Raw genomic sequence first — 14,980 nt, 5'->3', positions numbered from 1 at the left:
ACAACGCGTCGCGCCCTACGCCGGGGCGATGTCGCCGCCCCTCCCCTTGGGCGACCTGGTGGGCGACTTGCCCTTGGGCAGCGCCAGTTTGATCTCCTCCCGCAACTCCTGGATCTTGGGGTAGCCGGCGTACTCGGCGGTGAGCCGGTACATCTGACGCAGTCGGTCCCAGGTCCGCTGGGACGAGTTGGACCCCATCGAGACGAGGGCGAGGCGCGCGTAACGGTCCGCCTGTTCGGGGTCGTCGGCGATGAAGCAGGCGGAGGCCATGGACAGATAGTCGAAGATCTTCGAACGCTGCCGGCCGTCGACCCTCAGGGCCAGCGCCTTCTCCGCGTAGTACTGCGCGTGCGCGGCGGCGCCCGGCTCGAAGTCGGCGAGGGTCCGGTAGGCCAGGGCCTGCATGCCGAGCAGGTCCTCCTCCTTGAAGGTCTGCATCCAGTCCGGCGGCGGCACGTCCGCCTTGTCGGAGACGAAGAGGTCCTCGGCCCGCCCCAGGGTGCGGCGCATCGCCTGGCCCTTGCCCATGGAGGCCTGTGCCCAGGCCTCGATGGTGTACAGCATCGCCTGAGTACGCGGCAGCACCTCTTCGCCCGAACCGGACTTGGCGAGCTTCATCAGGTCGAGCGCGTCGTCGGGCCGGCCCAGGTGGACCATCTGGCGGGCCGCCCGGGAGAGCGCCTCGCCTGCCCGGGGCCGGTCGCCGCCCTCGCGCGCGGCATGGGCGGCGATGACGAAGTACTTCTGGGCGGTGGGTTCCAGGCCGACGTCGTGCGACATCCAGCCCGCGAGGACGGCGAGGTTGGCGGCGACGCCCCACAGGCGCCGCTGGAGATGGGGTGGGTGGTGGTAGGCGAGCATGCCGCCCACCTCGTTGAGCTGGCCCACCACGGCCTTGCGCTGGAGCCCGCCGCCACGGGCGGCGTCCCAGGCGCGGAACACCTCGACCGAGCGCTCGAGTTCCTCCACCTCCTGCGACCCGATGGGGGCGGCCTCGTAGCGGTCGAACCCGGCTGGGTCGGCGTGCAGGGGTTGGCGGAGGTCGGGAGCGTCGGCAGCCAAGGCCGGGTCGGTGTGCAGCCAGTCGTGCATGGCGCCGCTGAGTGCGGATCCCGCGGCGAGCGCGGCGCCCGCGCCCACCAAGCCGCGTCGGTTGAGCATGAGGTCCATTCCCGTGAATTCGGTGAGGACCGCCGCAGTCCGCTCGGGCGCCCACGGCACACCGTCGGGATGCTCCTCGCTCCCGCCGCCCTGCCGTTTCCCCGCACGCCCGTGCCGGACCAGACCGAGGTCCTCCATGGTCACGACACGGCCGAGACGCTCGGTGAACAGAACCGCCAGCACCCGCGGCACCGGATCACGCGGGATCTCTCCCATGTCGATCCATCTCCGCACCCGCGAGGTGTCGGTCGCCAGCTGGGGGTGGCCCATGGCCGCCGCCTGCCGGTTGACCAGCCTCGCGAGCTCGCCCTTGGACCAGCCGGCCAGGCCGAACAGGTCCGACAGACGGGTGTTGGGTTCTTTGCTCACGTCAAGCCCCCAGGTTCTCGGCTGAGTTGACAGTAGCCCCGTGCAGGTTGCCGGGCGACTATTCGCCACCGTTCGCCAGGGTGCGCCAGATGGTGTGCCACGGGCGGCCGGGTGTCAGGTAGGAATGCGCCACCCCGACCCGGTCGCCGTGGGGTTACTCCCCAGGGTGGCCCTCGGCGGCCGGGCGGGTAGCGCGACGGCTTTCAGGCAGGCACAGCAGGCACACGAAGGGATCTGTCTCGCCCATGTACGCAGCATCGTCCTCCGTGTCCGCCCCGCAGCGTTCGCTGCACCCCCGTCCGGCGGCGGGCGGCGGCCCCTATCTCGCCCCCGCGCGTCCGGCGGCCCCGGTGCTCGGGGCGGGCAGGGCGCGGCACGGCGCGGGCCCCGGCACGCAGCCGCTCAGCGGAAGAATCGACCTGTCCGGCCCCCAGGGCACCCAACTGCGCACGGCGATCGCCTCCGTGCACCGGATCTGCCCGGAGTTCGCGCCGGTGCAGGTGCTGCGCCGCAGCGGGCGCTCCGTGCTCCTGGTCGGTACGACCGGGCGCAGCACGGCGGTGGCCAAGTGTTTACTCGACCACTCGCCCGCGTGGGCGGAGCGGATCCGGCACGAGATAGGGGCATACCGCTCGTTCGTCCGGCACCGCCCCCCAGTGCGGGTGCCGAGGCTGATCGCAGCGGATCCGGACAACTGCACGCTGGTGATCGAGCGGATGCCGGGGCGGGTGGCGGCGCTGCAGCGGCACCCACTGGAAGCCCCACCGCGGGCGGACATCAGGGCGGCGCTCGGCGCGATCTGCCGGCTCAACGCCTGGCGGCCGCCCGCGGGCACCTTCGACGCCCCGCTGGACTACGCGGCGCGGATCTCCCGGTACCACGAGCTGGGGCTGCTCACCGACCGGGACCTGGGCGACCTGCAGAAGCTGCTGCACGGCATCGCCCATGCGGGCGGACGCCAGGGCATGGGCCAGTTCTGCCACGGTGACGCGCTGCTGTCCAACATCCTCATGTCACCGGCCGGCCCAGTGCTGGTGGACTGGGAGCACGCGGGCTGGTATCTCCCCGGCTACGACCTGGCGACCCTGTGGGCGGTCCTCGGTGACGCCCCGGTGGCCCGCCGTCAGATCAGTCAGATCGCCCAGTCGGCGGGGACGGCCGCGCGCGACGCGTTCCTGGTGAACCTGATGCTCGTACTGACCCGGGAGATCCGTACGTACGAGACGGCGCTGCAGCGTTCGATGCACGACACGGTCCCGGCACCACCGGCGCCGGCCCACCCGGGTGCCGCGCCGACCGGCGAGGAACAGCGGCTGCTGCTGCGCCGGCTGCACGACGACTGCCAGCTGGCCCGCCGGGCCGTGCGCGCGGCGGTCGGCACGCGCTGATATCGAAGGAGGAGGTCCGCGGTGTGCCCTTCGGGGGCGCACCGCGGATTTCGTGTGCCCGGGAAACTCGCCGTGGCCATAGGTGTACGCCACTGACGCCGCGCAGGCCCGCGCGCCGCCGCCGCGAAACTCGCCCGACCCCCTGCTGACGTGGGAAATCGCCGTTACGACGGCATGATTGACGGATCGTCGGACCGCCGGGTACCACTGACCCACGCCCGGCCCCGCACGCCCCGCCACGCCCCACCGCCACAGGAGGCCGCTTTGCGAGGTTCCCCCGTCGTGCCCGCCCTGGCCACCGCGGCGCTGCTGCTGCCGCTGCTCGGCGCGGCACCGTCCGCCGTCGGCCCCTCCGACGCCCCGCCCGCCCCCGACCGCCTGCAGCGGGCGTTCGCGACAGCGGCGGCCGAGTATCACGTGCCGCAGAGCGTCCTGCTCGGCGTCTCCTACCTCCAGTCCCGCTGGGACGCGCACGGCGGTGCGCCGAGCGTGACCGGCGGCTACGGCCCGCTGCACCTCACCGACGCGCGCACGGCACTGGCCGGGGCGTCGCACCACAGCGAGGGCACCGAGGACCCGCGCGGCGACGACGCCCGCGCCCCGCTGCACCCGCAGGCCACGGCCACGCCGCCCACCGACCTGCCGGCCCGGCTGACCACGCTGCCGAAGGCGGCCGAGCTGACCGGGCTGAGCCCCGACGAGCTGCGCGAGGACCCGGCGGCGAACGTGTCCGGCGGTGCCGCGCTGCTCGCCGCCGCCCAGCGGGAACTGGGCGAGCCGCTCAGCACGGACCCGGCGGACTGGTACGGGGCGGTGGCCCGCTTCTCGGGCGCGGAGGACTCCGCGACGGCGGCGGCGTACGCGAACGACGTGTACGAGGTGATCCGCGCGGGCGAGCACCGGACCACGGACGCCGGGCAGCGCGTCACCCTGGCCGCCCGCCCCGACGTGGCTCCCGACGTCTCGCGGCTCGCGGGCGCTGGCCTGCGCGCCGCCTCGGCCGCGGGCACCGAGTGCCCGAAGACGGTGTCCTGCGAGTGGATCCCGGCACCGTACGAGGAGTTCGGCGACGGCGACTACGGCAACCACGACCGGGGGAACCGGCCCGCCTCCCAGCGCATCCGGTACATCGTCGTGCACGACACGGAGGGCGCCTGGAACGGGGTCCTCAACATGGTCCAGGACCCGACCTACGTCTCCTGGAACTACACCCTGCGCTCCACCGACGGCCACATCGCCCAGCACGTGAAGGCGAAGGACGTGGCCTGGCACGCGGGCAACTGGTACGTGAACGCGAAGTCGATCGGCCTGGAGCACGAGGGCTTCCTGGCGGACCCGGACGCCTGGTACACCGAGGCGATGTACCGCTCGTCGGCGCGGCTGGTGAAGTACCTGGCCAAGAAGTACGACATCCCGCTGGACCGGCAGCACGTCCTCGGCCACGGCAACGTCCCCGGCACCACCACCGCGACGATCCCGGGGATGCACACCGACCCGGGCCCGTACTGGGACTGGCGGCACTACTTCCGGCTGCTCGGCCGCCCCTTCGAGCCCACCGCCGGCAAGAAGTCCGGCCTGGTGACGATCCGCCCCGACTACGCCACCAACCGCCCCGAGTACACCGGCTGCGAGACGAAGGGCGAGCCCTGCGCGCCGCACGGCTCCAGCGAGGTGCGGCTGTACTCCGACCACGACGTGAACGCGCCGCTGATCAGGGACATCGGCCTGGGCACCACCCCGACGACCGGGGTGAACGACCTGTCCTCCCGGGTCTCCACGGGCCAGCAGTACGCGGTGGCCGACCGGTGGGGCGACTGGACGGCCATCTGGTACCTGGGGCAGAAGGCCTGGTTCCACAACCCGAAGAAGAACCCGGCGGCGGTCCCCGCCTCGGGCCGGGTGATCACTCCTAGGGAGGGCCTGGAAAGCGTCCCGGTGTACGGGCGCGCGTACCCGGAGAAGGCCGCCTACCCGGCGGACGTGCCCGCGCAGGCCGTGTCGCCGCTGCCGTACCGGCTGCCGAAGGGGCAGAAGTACGTGGTCGGTGAGAAGGTGCCCGGCGAGTACTACTACGCGGTCACCTTCGACGAGGCCTCCCACCGGGTGGTGACCGGTGAGGACGAGTACTACGAGATCCAGTACGGCCACCGGGTCGGGTACGTGCGCGCCGCCGACGTCACGCTCGCGACCGCGAGGTAGCCGCCGGGTCAGCCCTGCTGGAAAAGCTCCGCCGGGAGCGGCTTCAGCAGGGCGTACAGGTCGTCGGTGATGGGCCGGTCCCAGGCGGCGATGGTCACCAGGACACCGTCGCTGCGGTCGAACTGCACGCAGGAGATCCGGCCCTCGGAGAGCTTGAGGCGGCGCACGATGAGCAGGTTGTCGCCCTGCATCACCGGTACGTCCTCGGTGCCGACGACCGTGATCTCCTCGTCGTTCTCCAGCGCGAGCAGCAGCTGGGCCACCTCGAACGGGATCTCCCCCTCCGGGACCTCGCGGGCCGGGGAGCCGGTCGGCAGGTTGCCGATGATCATCGCGGGGCCGCGACCGCCGAAGAGGTCGTAGCGCAGGAAGACGCCCTGACAGCTGCCGTCGGGCGCGGGCAGCAGGCCGGCACCCAGGTTCCCGGGCCAGTCGCCCGGGTCCATGGCCAGGACGTCGAAGTCGGGCCCGGCGGGCGTGGCGCTGCGGCGGCGGAGGAACGACATGCCGCCATGGTACGTGGCCCGAGCCCACGAACGGCGTGCGGGCGGGAGCCCGGGCGGGCTACGCGGACCGCTTGTGCCGTTCGTGGTGGCGGGCCACCCGGGCCCGGTTGCCGCAGGACGGCTTGCACCACTCCTGGCGGGGGTGCTCCTTCAGGAAGTAGCGCACACAGCGCGGTGCGTGGCAGGCCCGCAGCCGCGGCCGGTCGGGCCCCGTGAGGAAGCCGATCACCGCGCGCGCGAGGGCTGCGGCGAGGTCGGGCCGGCCACCGAGCGCGGGCTCCGCGCGTACGACGGGTCCGGCGCCGTCGGGCCAGTCCAGGACGGGAACGGTGGGGGTGCGGGCGGCCGCCTCGTTCAGGCGCCGCACGGCGTCGGGGACGGGGAGCAGCCGGGCGGCGTCGGCGGGACTCGGCTCGCCGGGGCGCACGGCGCGGGCGAAGAGCGCGCGGGCGGCGGCGCGTACCTCGCGGGCGGCGGCCAGGGCGGACGCGTCGGCGGTGAAGACGCCGGCGTCCGGCACGGTGTCGGGGTGCGCCCGCACCCAGGTGGTGAGCCCCGCGGGGTCGGTCAGGTCGTCGGCGACCCCGCCGTTCCCGTCGTGCCGAACGGTCAGCGCGAGGTCGAGGGCGATCCGGGTGTCCCTGCTGGGCGAGTCCTGCATGGGGCCGATGATAGGCACGCCGGGTACCGCCGCAGGCCGGGATGCGTGCGCCTCGGGCGCCGGTCGCGTGGTGCCGCCCCTGCTCGGATTCGGCCGCCCCCTGACCTCGGCCGAGCCGGCACACGCCACGAGCACCGAACGCGGAGCCGACCACGACCCACCCCCGGCCTGAAGCCGACCGCCCCCACCCACCCCCAAGCCCACAGCACACCATCAGCGCCGAACACACAGGACCAGCCACGACCCACCCCCGGCCTGGAGCCGACCGCCCCCACCCACCACCGAGCCCACAGCACACCATCAACGCCGAACACACAAGACCAGCCACGACCCACCCCCGGCCTGGAGCCGACCGCCCCCACCCACCACCGAGCCCACAGCACACCATCAACGCCGAACACACAAGACCAGCCACGACCCACCCCCGGCCTCAAGTCGGCCGCCCTCCTGACCTCGGCCGAGCCGACGTGCCGCCTCGGGCGGCGGGCGCGTGGCCTGTGGTGGGCTCGTTCCCCGGTCATGACCCGGTCGACGCCTGGTCCCGCGGGTCGAGCCGCCACGCAGACGCGGCAGGCGACTCACGGCGGGCGGCAGCCGGTCGGCGGCAGGCGGGCCTGGTCGTCGAAGGGCGGGCTCTCGCCCTTCGGACGGAGCCGGGGGCCGCCACCGCCGGCGGCGTCGGTGGGTACGGGCCCGGGCCCTCACTCCTCCGGCGGAGCCGGTGGCACCACCGCGACCGGGGACACCGCGTGCAGCAGGACGGCGTGGGTGACCGAGCCCATCATGCGGGCCGGGGCCAGCAGGCGTCGGCGGTGGCGGCCGACGACGACCAGTTCGGCGTCGCGGGAGGCGGCGACGAGGTGGCCGGCGGCGTCGCCGGGCACGACGTACGGTTCGGCACGGACGTCGGGATGGCGTTCCCGGTACGGGGCGAGGAAACCGTCGGCCAGGACCCGGGTCTCGCTCTCGATGGATACCTCGTCGATCACCGGGGGCATGATCTGTCCGGCGGCGGCCCAGGTCTGCACCGGCCACGGGTAGGCGGCGACCACCTGGAGGCGGGCGCCGCGCAGCGCGGCCTCGGCGAAGGCGAAGGACAGGCTGGCGTCGTCGGGGCTGTCCACGTGCAGGCCGAGGACGACCCGGGGGCCGGATTCGGCCGGCGCCTCACCGTGGACCTCGCGTCCGGGGCGGGGCACGACGACGACGGGGCACTCGGCGTCGCGGGCGGCGGCCAGGCCGTTGGAGCCGAGCAGCAGGCTCGCGAAGCCCCCGCGGCCCCTCGATCCGAGCACCATCAACTGGGCGTCGGCACCCAGTTCCGGCAGCACGGCGCCGGGTACGCCCTCCATGCCGACGTACTCCGTCGCCACCGCGAAGGCCCGACCCTGCAGGTGCGCGCGGGCCTGGTCGAGCACCGGGTCCTCGCCGGTGTCCGGCGGGCCCGCGACCAGGACGTCGGTCTGCGCCCAGGCGGCGTACTGGCGCACGTGCACCACCCGCAGACGCGCCTCGCGCCGGTGGGCAGCCTCGAGGGCCCAGTCCAGGGCGCGCAGGCTGTCGTCCGAACCGTCGACCGCCGCGATGACCGGCAGGGTGGTGCTCATGGGTTCCTCACCTCCGGAGTACGACCGTTCCCCCTCCTGGCGTCAGCCTCGCTCAGGCGTCGGCCACGAAGGGGCACTCACGGTCGCGTGTCCGGAAAATCGGGCGGAACACTCCCGGATCGGCCGGACGCGTCCCGGCCGAGCTCACCTGCCGGGAAGCGATTTCACGTGAGGTCGAACTCCCCTTCCCGCGCTCCCGACACGAACGCGCCCCATTCCGCGGGGGTGAAGATCAGGGAGGGACTTTCCGGGCTGCCGCTGTTCCGCATGGCGATGAACCCCTCGACAAAGGCGATCTGTACATCCCCCAGGCCTCGGCTGCTGGACTGCCACTGCGCGTTGCTGAGATCCAGCTGAGGCTTGTCCCAGCCCATGAGCGGGCGCTGTTGGGTGGTGCTCTCGGCCACGTCCGTGCTCCTCCCGATTTCGTCGTCCGCGGTCAGCCTAGCGATCGGGTCCGAGCGCCGACAGGCCACGTGACGGGTGCCTTTCGGAAGATCGGCGCCGCGGTTCCCACCCGTCACACGCGCCGGTGGTGTCCCCGTGGCCTCAGCTCTGTGCGACGAACGCGACGACACGCCGTACGAACCACCGCGGATCGTCCAGCCACGGATAGTGCCCGGCGCCCGGCTGGACGGCCACCTCGGCGTGCGGGAAGACGTCGGCGCAGCGGCGGGCGAGTTCCGGCCGGGGGCCGCCGTCCAGCTCACCGGCGAGGACGAGGACCCGGGCGGCGCAGCGCGCGAGGGCGGCGCGGGGGCCGCGCAGGTCGAGGAGGACCAGTCTGCGGTGGGCGGCCAGGCCACCCAGGTCGCCCAGGTAGGCGGAGGCCCGCATGGGCCCGCCCGGCAGGACGATCAGCGGGGGGCCGTCTCCCCGGACGTGGTAGGCGAGTTCGGTCCCGTCGTACGAGCTGAGCGTCGGCATGGAGACGATCTTCGGCGCCCGTCGCTTCGGCCGCAACGCCGTTGCCGCCGGGTCAGGAACCGGCGAACCGGTCCCGCAGTTCCCGTTTGAGAATCTTCCCGCTGGCGTTGCGCGGCAACGCGTCCACGAACCTGACCCGCTTGGGTGCCTTGAACGCGGTGAGCCTCGCGCGGGCGTGGGCGATCAGTTCGTCCTCCGTGACCTCGCCGCGCGGGACGACGACCGCCGTGACGGCCTCGATCCACCGCTCGTCGGGCAGGCCGATCACGGCGGCCTCGGCGACAGCCTCGTGGGTGTAGAGGGCGTCCTCGACCTGGCGGGAGGCGACCAGTACGCCGCCGGAGTTGATGACGTCCTTCACCCGGTCGACGATGGTGAAGTAGCCGTCCGCGTCCCGCACGGCGAGGTCGCCGGAGTGGAACCAGCCGTCACGGAAGGCCGCTCCGGTCTCCTCGGGCTTGTCCCAGTAGCCGTCGCACAACTGCGGGGAGCGGTAGACGACTTCGCCGGGTGTGCCGTCGGGCACGTCCTTGCCGTCCTCGTCGACGACGCGTGCGTCGACGAACAGCACGGGCCGGCCGCAGGAGTCCATCCGGCCGTCGTGCTCGTCCGGGCCGAGGACGGTGGCGAGGGGGCCGATCTCACTCTGGCCGAAGCAGTTGTAGAAGGCCAGGTGCGGGAGGCGTTCGCGCAGCCGCTCCAGGACGGGCACGGGCATGATCGACGCCCCGTAGTAGGCCTTGTGCAGGCCGCCGAGGTCGCGGGTGGCGAAGTCGGCGCGGCCCGCGAGGCCGATCCACACGGTGGGCGGCGCGAACAGGCTGTCCACGCGGCCGGCCTCGACCAGATCGAGGAGCCGGTCGCCGTCGGGTGCGTCCAGGACGATGTTCGTCGCGCCGACGGCGAGGTAGGGCAGCAGGAAGACGTGCATCTGCGCCGAGTGGTAGAGGGGCAGCGCGTGCACGGGGCGGTCGCCCGCGCCGAGGTCGAGGGCGGTGATGGCGCTCAGGTACTCGTGCACCAGCGCCCGGTGGGTCATCATCGCGCCCTTGGGCAGTGCGGTGGTGCCCGAGGTGTAGAGCAGTTGCACCAGGTCCTCGGCGCCGGGCTCGGGACCGTCGTAGACGGGTGCCGTGGCCAGCCGGGCGAGCAGCGAGTCGTCGGCGTCGCGCAGCGGGAGGACGCGTGCGCCCTCGGGGAGTCGGCCGGCGAGGTCCGGGCCGGCGAGGACCAGGGTGCTGCCGGACTGGCCGACGATGTAGGCGAGGTCGTCGCCGGTCAGGTTCTGGTTGACCGGGACGTGCACCAGGCCCGCGCGGGCGCAGGCAAGGAAGGCGATCAGGTAGGCGTCGGAGTTGTGCCCGTAGGCGCCGACCCGGTCCCCACGGGTCAGCCCCTGCTCCAGCAGGACGCTCGCCGCGCGGGAGACGGCGGTGTCGAGTTCGTCGTACGTCCAGGAGCGGTCGCGGTACTCCACCGCGACGCGTGCCGGAGTGCGCCGGGCACTGCGCCGCAGCACCCCGTCGACCGTGCTGCCGTGTCCGGGCGTCAGCGTCATGGCATGATCCTCGGCCGGTCGGCGGGGCGGGTCAAGACATGTGCGCGCGGCGCCGGAAGTGACTGGTGTCATGCCACTGACACGTACACATACCGACTGGTACGCTCAGCCGCCCTTCCTCCGAAGACGTCGGGAGGCACGATGCGCACACGCCTGAGACGGCTCGTGGTCACGGCCGTCGCCCTGCTCACCGCCGCGACCACGCTGCCGGCCGCCGCGGCCGAACGGTCCGGTGACCGGCACGAACGTCCGTCCCACGGCGGGCTGTCCGCCGTCATCCGCTACACCGAGTACGGCATCCCGCACATCGTCGCCAAGGACTACGCGAACCTCGGCTTCGGCACGGGCTGGGCCCAGGCCGCGGACCAAGTGTGCACACTGGCCGACGGTTTCGTGACCGTGCGCGGCGAACGCTCCCGCCACTTCGGCGCCGACGCGAAGTCCGACCCCGCGCTCTCGTCGGCCGCCACGAATCTCTCCAGCGACCTGTACTTCCGGGGAGTGCGCCGGGCGGGCACGGTGGAGAGGCTGCTGGCCGAGCCGGCGCCGCGTGGTCCCAGCCGGGACTCGAAGGAGCTGATGCGGGGCTTCGCGGCGGGCTACAACGCCTGGCTGGAGCAGAACCGGATCACCGACCCGGCGTGCCGGGGCGCCTCCTGGGTGCGGCCGGTGACCTCGCTGGACGTGGCCGTGCGGGGCTTCGCCCTGGCCGTGCTCGGCGGTCAGGGACGGGCCGTGGACGGCATCACGGCCGCGCGGCCGCCCGCCGGGAGCGCCGCGGCGGCACCGGAACGGAAGCCCGGAGCCGACGCGGTCGCGCGCGCCGCCCGGGAGCTGTTCGCCGCCGACAACGCCGACATGGGCTCCAACGCCGTCGCCTTCAGCGGGCGCACCACCGCGAACGGCCGCGGGCTGCTGCTCGGCAACCCGCACTACCCGTGGCACGGCGGGCGCCGCTTCTGGCAGTCGCAGCAGACGATCCCCGGACGGCTCAACGTCGCCGGAGGTTCACTGCTCGGCACCGCGACGGTGGCCATAGGCCACAACGCGCACGTCGCCTGGAGCCACACCGTGGCCACCGGCGTCACCCTCAACCTCCACCAGCTGACGCTGGATCCGGCCGACCCGACGGTCTACCTGGTGGACGGCAGGCGCGAGCGGATGACGAAACGGTCCGTCACCGTCCCGGTGAAGAACGGCGCTCCGGTGACGAAGACCCAGTGGTGGACCCGGTACGGCCCGGTGGTGACGTCGCTCGGCGCCTCGGTGCCCCTGCCGTGGACCGCGACGACGGCGTACGCGCTCAACGACCCGAACGCCGTCAACATGCGCGCCTCCGACACCGCGCTCGGCTTCAGCAAGGCCCGCGGCACGGACGACGTACTGGACTCCCTGCGCCGCACGCAGGGACTGCCATGGACGAACACGATCGCCGCCGACTCGCGCGGCCGCACGCTGTTCACCCAGTCACAGGTGCTGCCCCGCATCACCGACGAACTGGCCGAGCGCTGCTCCACACCGCTCGGCGAGGTCACCTACCCGTCCTCGGGGCTCGCGGTCCTGGACGGCTCGCGTGCCGACTGCGCACTGGGCCGGGACCGGGACGCCGTACAGCCGGGGATCTTCGGTCCGGACCGGATGCCGACGCTCAAGGACGCGCCGTACGCGGAGAACTCCAACGACAGTGCCTGGCTGGCCAACGCGGACCGGCCGCTGACCGGCTACGAGCGGGTCTTCGGCACCGTGGGCACCCAGCGGTCGATGCGGACGCGGGGTGCCGTCGAGGACGTGGCGGCCATGGCGGACCGGGGCGAGCTGACCGTACGGGACCTGCAACGGCAGCAGTTCGCCAACCGCGCGCCCGCAGGTGACCTGGTCGCGGCCGACACGGCACGGGCCTGCGCCGCACTGCCGGGCGGCACGGCCACGGACAGCGACGGGAACGCCGTCGACGTCCGGGAGGCCTGCGGTGTGCTCGCCGGCTGGGACCGCACCGTCGACACCGACAGCCGGGGCGCACTGCTCTTCGACCGGTTCTGGCGCGGGCTCACCAAGGCCGTACCGGCGGGGCAGCTGTGGAAGGTGCCGTTCTCGCCCGCGGACCCGGTCACCACCCCGAACACGCTCGACACCGACGTGCCGGGCTTCGCCACCGCCCTCGCGGACGCCGTCACCGAACTACGGGCTGCGGACATACCGCTCGACGCGCCGCTCGGTGAGCACCAGTTCGTCGTGCGGGGCGGCAAGCGCCTCCCCGTGGGCGGCGGCACGGAGTCGCTGGGCATCTGGAACAAGATCGAGCCCGTGTGGGACCCGGCCCGCGGTGGCTACACCGAGGTGACCACCGGTTCCAGCTACATCCAGGCCGTGGGCTGGGACGGGAGCCGGTGCCCGGTGGCCCGTACGCTCCTGACCTACTCCCAGTCCTCCAACCCCGCCTCGCGGCACTACGCGGACCAGACCCGGCTGTTCTCGGGCGAGAGGTGGGTGACCTCCCGCTTCTGCGAGCGCGACATCTGGACGTCACCCGACCTCCGGGTGGTCCGGGTCCGCGAACGCTGAGCCGCGCCCCACCGCACCACACCGCCCCAGGACCCGTCCGGCGCCATGCCGGACGGGTCCGACGGTTCGTCAACTCCGCACGCCCCATTGACACGACCCGCCACTGACAGGAAAGTTTCACTCCGCACGGCGATCCAGGAAAGATACTTTCAGCTTCGGTGGCGGGAGGCTCTTCGATGGCCGGACAGGCGACGAGCGGATTCACACGGCGCCAACTGGGCGCGGGCGCGCTGGCCCTGGGCGGTGCCCTGGCCATCGCCCCGTTCGCCGCCGGGCCGGCCGAGGCCGTCGCGGACAAGGGCCGCCGCCCCACCCTCCGGCGCGGCTCCGCCGAGCGCGCCGGCCTGCTCTCCGGCCATCTGCGCCAGCTCGTCACCGACGCCGAGGCGTTTCTCGGCCCCTCCCCCAAGCACCCGTGGTACGCGGGTGCCGTGCTGCTCGCCGGCCGGGGCGGCACGGTCGCGCTGCACGAGCCGATCGGCATGGCGGTGCGCTACCGGGCCTACGACGAGGAGACCGACACCGGCGTCGAGTTCCCGGCCGGGCAGCAGATTCCCATGGCCGGGGACACGGTGTTCGACCTCGCCTCGATCTCCAAGCTGTTCACCTCGATCCTCGCCGTGCAGCAGCTGGAGCGGGGTGCGCTGGAGCTGGAGGCGCCGGTCGCCTCGTACCTGCCGGACTTCGGGCGCGCCGGCAAGCAGGACATGACGGTGCGGCAGCTGCTGACGCACACCTCCGGCTTCCGGGCGTGGATCCCGCTCTACAAGGCGCCCACCTACGAGGAGAAGGTCCAACTCGTCTACGACGAGGAGCCGGTGAGCACACCCGGCACGGCGTACCTCTACTCGGACCTGAACATGATCTCGCTCCAGCTGGTGCTGGAGAAGGTCACGGGCCGGACCCTGGACGTCCTGCTGCGCGACGAGATCACCGCCCCGCTCGGTCTCGACCGCACCCGCTACAACCCGCCCGCCTCCTGGAGGCCCCGGATCGCGGCCACGGAGGACGCCCGCCTGCCCTGGTCCGGCCTCGACCGCGGACTGGTGTGGGGCGAGGTGCACGACGAGAACGCCTTCAGCCTCGGCGGCGTCGCCGGCCACGCCGGGGTCTTCTCCTGCGCGTGGGACCTGGCGGTGCTCGGCCGTACGCTGCTCAACGGCGGCTCCTACGGCCGGGCGCGCATCCTGCGGCCGGAGTCGGTGGAGTTGATGTTCACCGACTTCAACACCGACTTCCCGGGGGACGAGCACGGGCTCGGCTTCGAGCTGTACCAGCACTGGTACATGGGCGCCATGGCCACCCCGCGCACGGCCGGACACACCGGCTTCACGGGTACCTCGCTGGTGCTCGACCCGACGACCGACTCGTTCCTGGTGGTACTGGGCAACTCGGTGCATCCGGTGCGCAGTTGGCGCTCGGGGTCGGCGCCCAGAGTCGCGGCCGGCACCAATATGGCGCGGGCCGTGCCGGTCCGTCCCGCGCACGGACGTACGGCGTGGTTCTCCGGGACGGCGAGTTCCTCGACCGCCACGCTCACGCTGCCCGCGCTGGACACGTCCGGTGGCGGGGCGCGGCTGCGCTGCTCGCTGTGGTGGAACACCGAACCGCGGTCGGACGCCCTCGTGCTGGAAGCGACGACCGACGGTGGCACCACCTGGCAGCCGGTCCCGTTCACCACCGACCGCCGCGGTGCGGCGCCGCGGGAGCACCCGGCGGGTTCGGCCACCGGTTGGTCGGGCCGCGTCTGGCACCGGCTGACGGCCGGCCTCCCGGCCGCCCGCGGGCTCACACTGCGCTGGCGGTACACGACCGACCGGCTGTACGTGGGCCGCGGGGCGTACGTCGACGGGCTGCGCGCCGAGGCGGCCGGCGACGTCCTGTTCCACGACGCGCGCCCCGCGGACGCGGCGCGGATCGAGGCGGTGGGGTGGACCTCGTCGGCCGACTAGGTGTACTGCCCAGGGACGTTGGTCAACCTGGTGACGGGTGGTTTGCCGCCGGTTGCGGTGTGGGGGCGGTGGTGATTGTAGTGATGGAGC

At 73.1% G+C, this 14,980-nt stretch carries 11 protein-coding genes; 4 read left to right on the top strand and 7 right to left on the bottom strand.

Features of this window, described 5'->3' with window-relative positions:
• Positions 1-15: 15 nt before the first annotated feature.
• A complete protein-coding gene (locus tag ACFCZF_RS03035; protein WP_375918594.1) occupies positions 16-1,530 on the bottom strand; it encodes a hypothetical protein in 1,515 nt (504 codons plus the stop codon).
• Positions 1,531-1,775: 245 nt separating this feature from the next.
• Here ACFCZF_RS03035 and ACFCZF_RS03030 point away from each other — a divergent pair, with 245 nt between their 5' ends.
• Entirely contained in the window at positions 1,776-2,918 is a 1,143-nt protein-coding gene (locus ACFCZF_RS03030; RefSeq protein WP_375918591.1) for an aminoglycoside phosphotransferase family protein, read from the top strand.
• A gap of 282 nt (positions 2,919-3,200) precedes the next feature.
• A complete protein-coding gene (locus tag ACFCZF_RS03025) occupies positions 3,201-5,117 on the top strand; it encodes an N-acetylmuramoyl-L-alanine amidase (protein ID WP_376670305.1) in 1,917 nt (638 codons plus the stop codon).
• Between the two features lie 8 nt (positions 5,118-5,125).
• Here the strand turns inward: ACFCZF_RS03025 and ACFCZF_RS03020 are convergent, their stop codons facing one another.
• The 6 genes from ACFCZF_RS03020 to ACFCZF_RS02995 form a co-directional block, all read right to left on the bottom strand.
• Positions 5,126-5,623 (bottom strand): hypothetical protein, encoded by a 498-nt coding sequence (locus tag ACFCZF_RS03020; RefSeq protein ID WP_121750623.1) that lies wholly within the window; start codon positions 5,621-5,623, stop codon positions 5,126-5,128.
• A 58-nt stretch (positions 5,624-5,681) separates the two neighbouring features.
• The gene (locus ACFCZF_RS03015; protein ID WP_376670141.1) at positions 5,682-6,284 is read right to left on the bottom strand and encodes a CGNR zinc finger domain-containing protein; all 603 of its coding nucleotides are present in this window, start codon (positions 6,282-6,284) and stop codon (positions 5,682-5,684) included.
• A 701-nt stretch (positions 6,285-6,985) separates the two neighbouring features.
• Positions 6,986-7,891 (bottom strand): universal stress protein, encoded by a 906-nt coding sequence (locus ACFCZF_RS03010; RefSeq protein ID WP_376670140.1) that lies wholly within the window; start codon positions 7,889-7,891, stop codon positions 6,986-6,988.
• 164 nt (positions 7,892-8,055) lie between these two features.
• Positions 8,056-8,298 (bottom strand): DUF397 domain-containing protein, encoded by a 243-nt coding sequence (locus ACFCZF_RS03005; RefSeq protein ID WP_376670139.1) that lies wholly within the window; start codon positions 8,296-8,298, stop codon positions 8,056-8,058.
• 142 nt (positions 8,299-8,440) lie between these two features.
• Entirely contained in the window at positions 8,441-8,818 is a 378-nt protein-coding gene (locus ACFCZF_RS03000) for an alpha/beta fold hydrolase (protein ID WP_376670138.1), read from the bottom strand.
• A 52-nt stretch (positions 8,819-8,870) separates the two neighbouring features.
• Entirely contained in the window at positions 8,871-10,376 is a 1,506-nt protein-coding gene (locus tag ACFCZF_RS02995) for an acyl-CoA synthetase (protein WP_376670137.1), read from the bottom strand.
• Positions 10,377-10,517: 141 nt separating this feature from the next.
• Here ACFCZF_RS02995 and ACFCZF_RS02990 point away from each other — a divergent pair, with 141 nt between their 5' ends.
• Together ACFCZF_RS02990 and ACFCZF_RS02985 are read left to right on the top strand one after the other, a co-directional pair.
• Complete coding sequence (locus tag ACFCZF_RS02990) at positions 10,518-12,938, top strand: penicillin acylase family protein (protein WP_376670136.1); 2,421 nt, start codon at positions 10,518-10,520, stop codon at positions 12,936-12,938.
• 176 nt (positions 12,939-13,114) lie between these two features.
• Positions 13,115-14,890 (top strand): serine hydrolase, encoded by a 1,776-nt coding sequence (locus tag ACFCZF_RS02985; RefSeq protein ID WP_376670135.1) that lies wholly within the window; start codon positions 13,115-13,117, stop codon positions 14,888-14,890.
• Positions 14,891-14,980 lie beyond the last annotated feature (90 nt).

This window comes from Streptomyces sp. NPDC056296, assembly GCF_042268605.1.
Lineage (GTDB): Bacteria > Actinomycetota > Actinomycetes > Streptomycetales > Streptomycetaceae > Streptomyces.
This window is presented reverse-complemented; position numbering and strand designations above follow the sequence as displayed.

Bases quoted from the DNA above. Each gene is read 5' to 3' on its own strand.
- ACFCZF_RS03030 (WP_375918591.1), top strand. From the start codon at position 1,776: ATGTACGCAGCATCGTCCTCCGTGTCCGCCCCGCAGCGTTCGCTGCAC.
- ACFCZF_RS03020 (WP_121750623.1), bottom strand. From the start codon at position 5,623: ATGTCGTTCCTCCGCCGCCGCAGCGCCACGCCCGCCGGGCCCGACTTC.
- ACFCZF_RS03015 (WP_376670141.1), bottom strand. From the start codon at position 6,284: ATGCAGGACTCGCCCAGCAGGGACACCCGGATCGCCCTCGACCTCGCG.
- ACFCZF_RS03010 (WP_376670140.1), bottom strand. From the start codon at position 7,891: ATGAGCACCACCCTGCCGGTCATCGCGGCGGTCGACGGTTCGGACGAC.
- ACFCZF_RS03000 (WP_376670138.1), bottom strand. From the start codon at position 8,818: ATGCCGACGCTCAGCTCGTACGACGGGACCGAACTCGCCTACCACGTC.
- ACFCZF_RS02995 (WP_376670137.1), bottom strand. From the start codon at position 10,376: ATGACGCTGACGCCCGGACACGGCAGCACGGTCGACGGGGTGCTGCGG.
- ACFCZF_RS02990 (WP_376670136.1), top strand. From the start codon at position 10,518: ATGCGCACACGCCTGAGACGGCTCGTGGTCACGGCCGTCGCCCTGCTC.
- ACFCZF_RS02985 (WP_376670135.1), top strand. From the start codon at position 13,115: ATGGCCGGACAGGCGACGAGCGGATTCACACGGCGCCAACTGGGCGCG.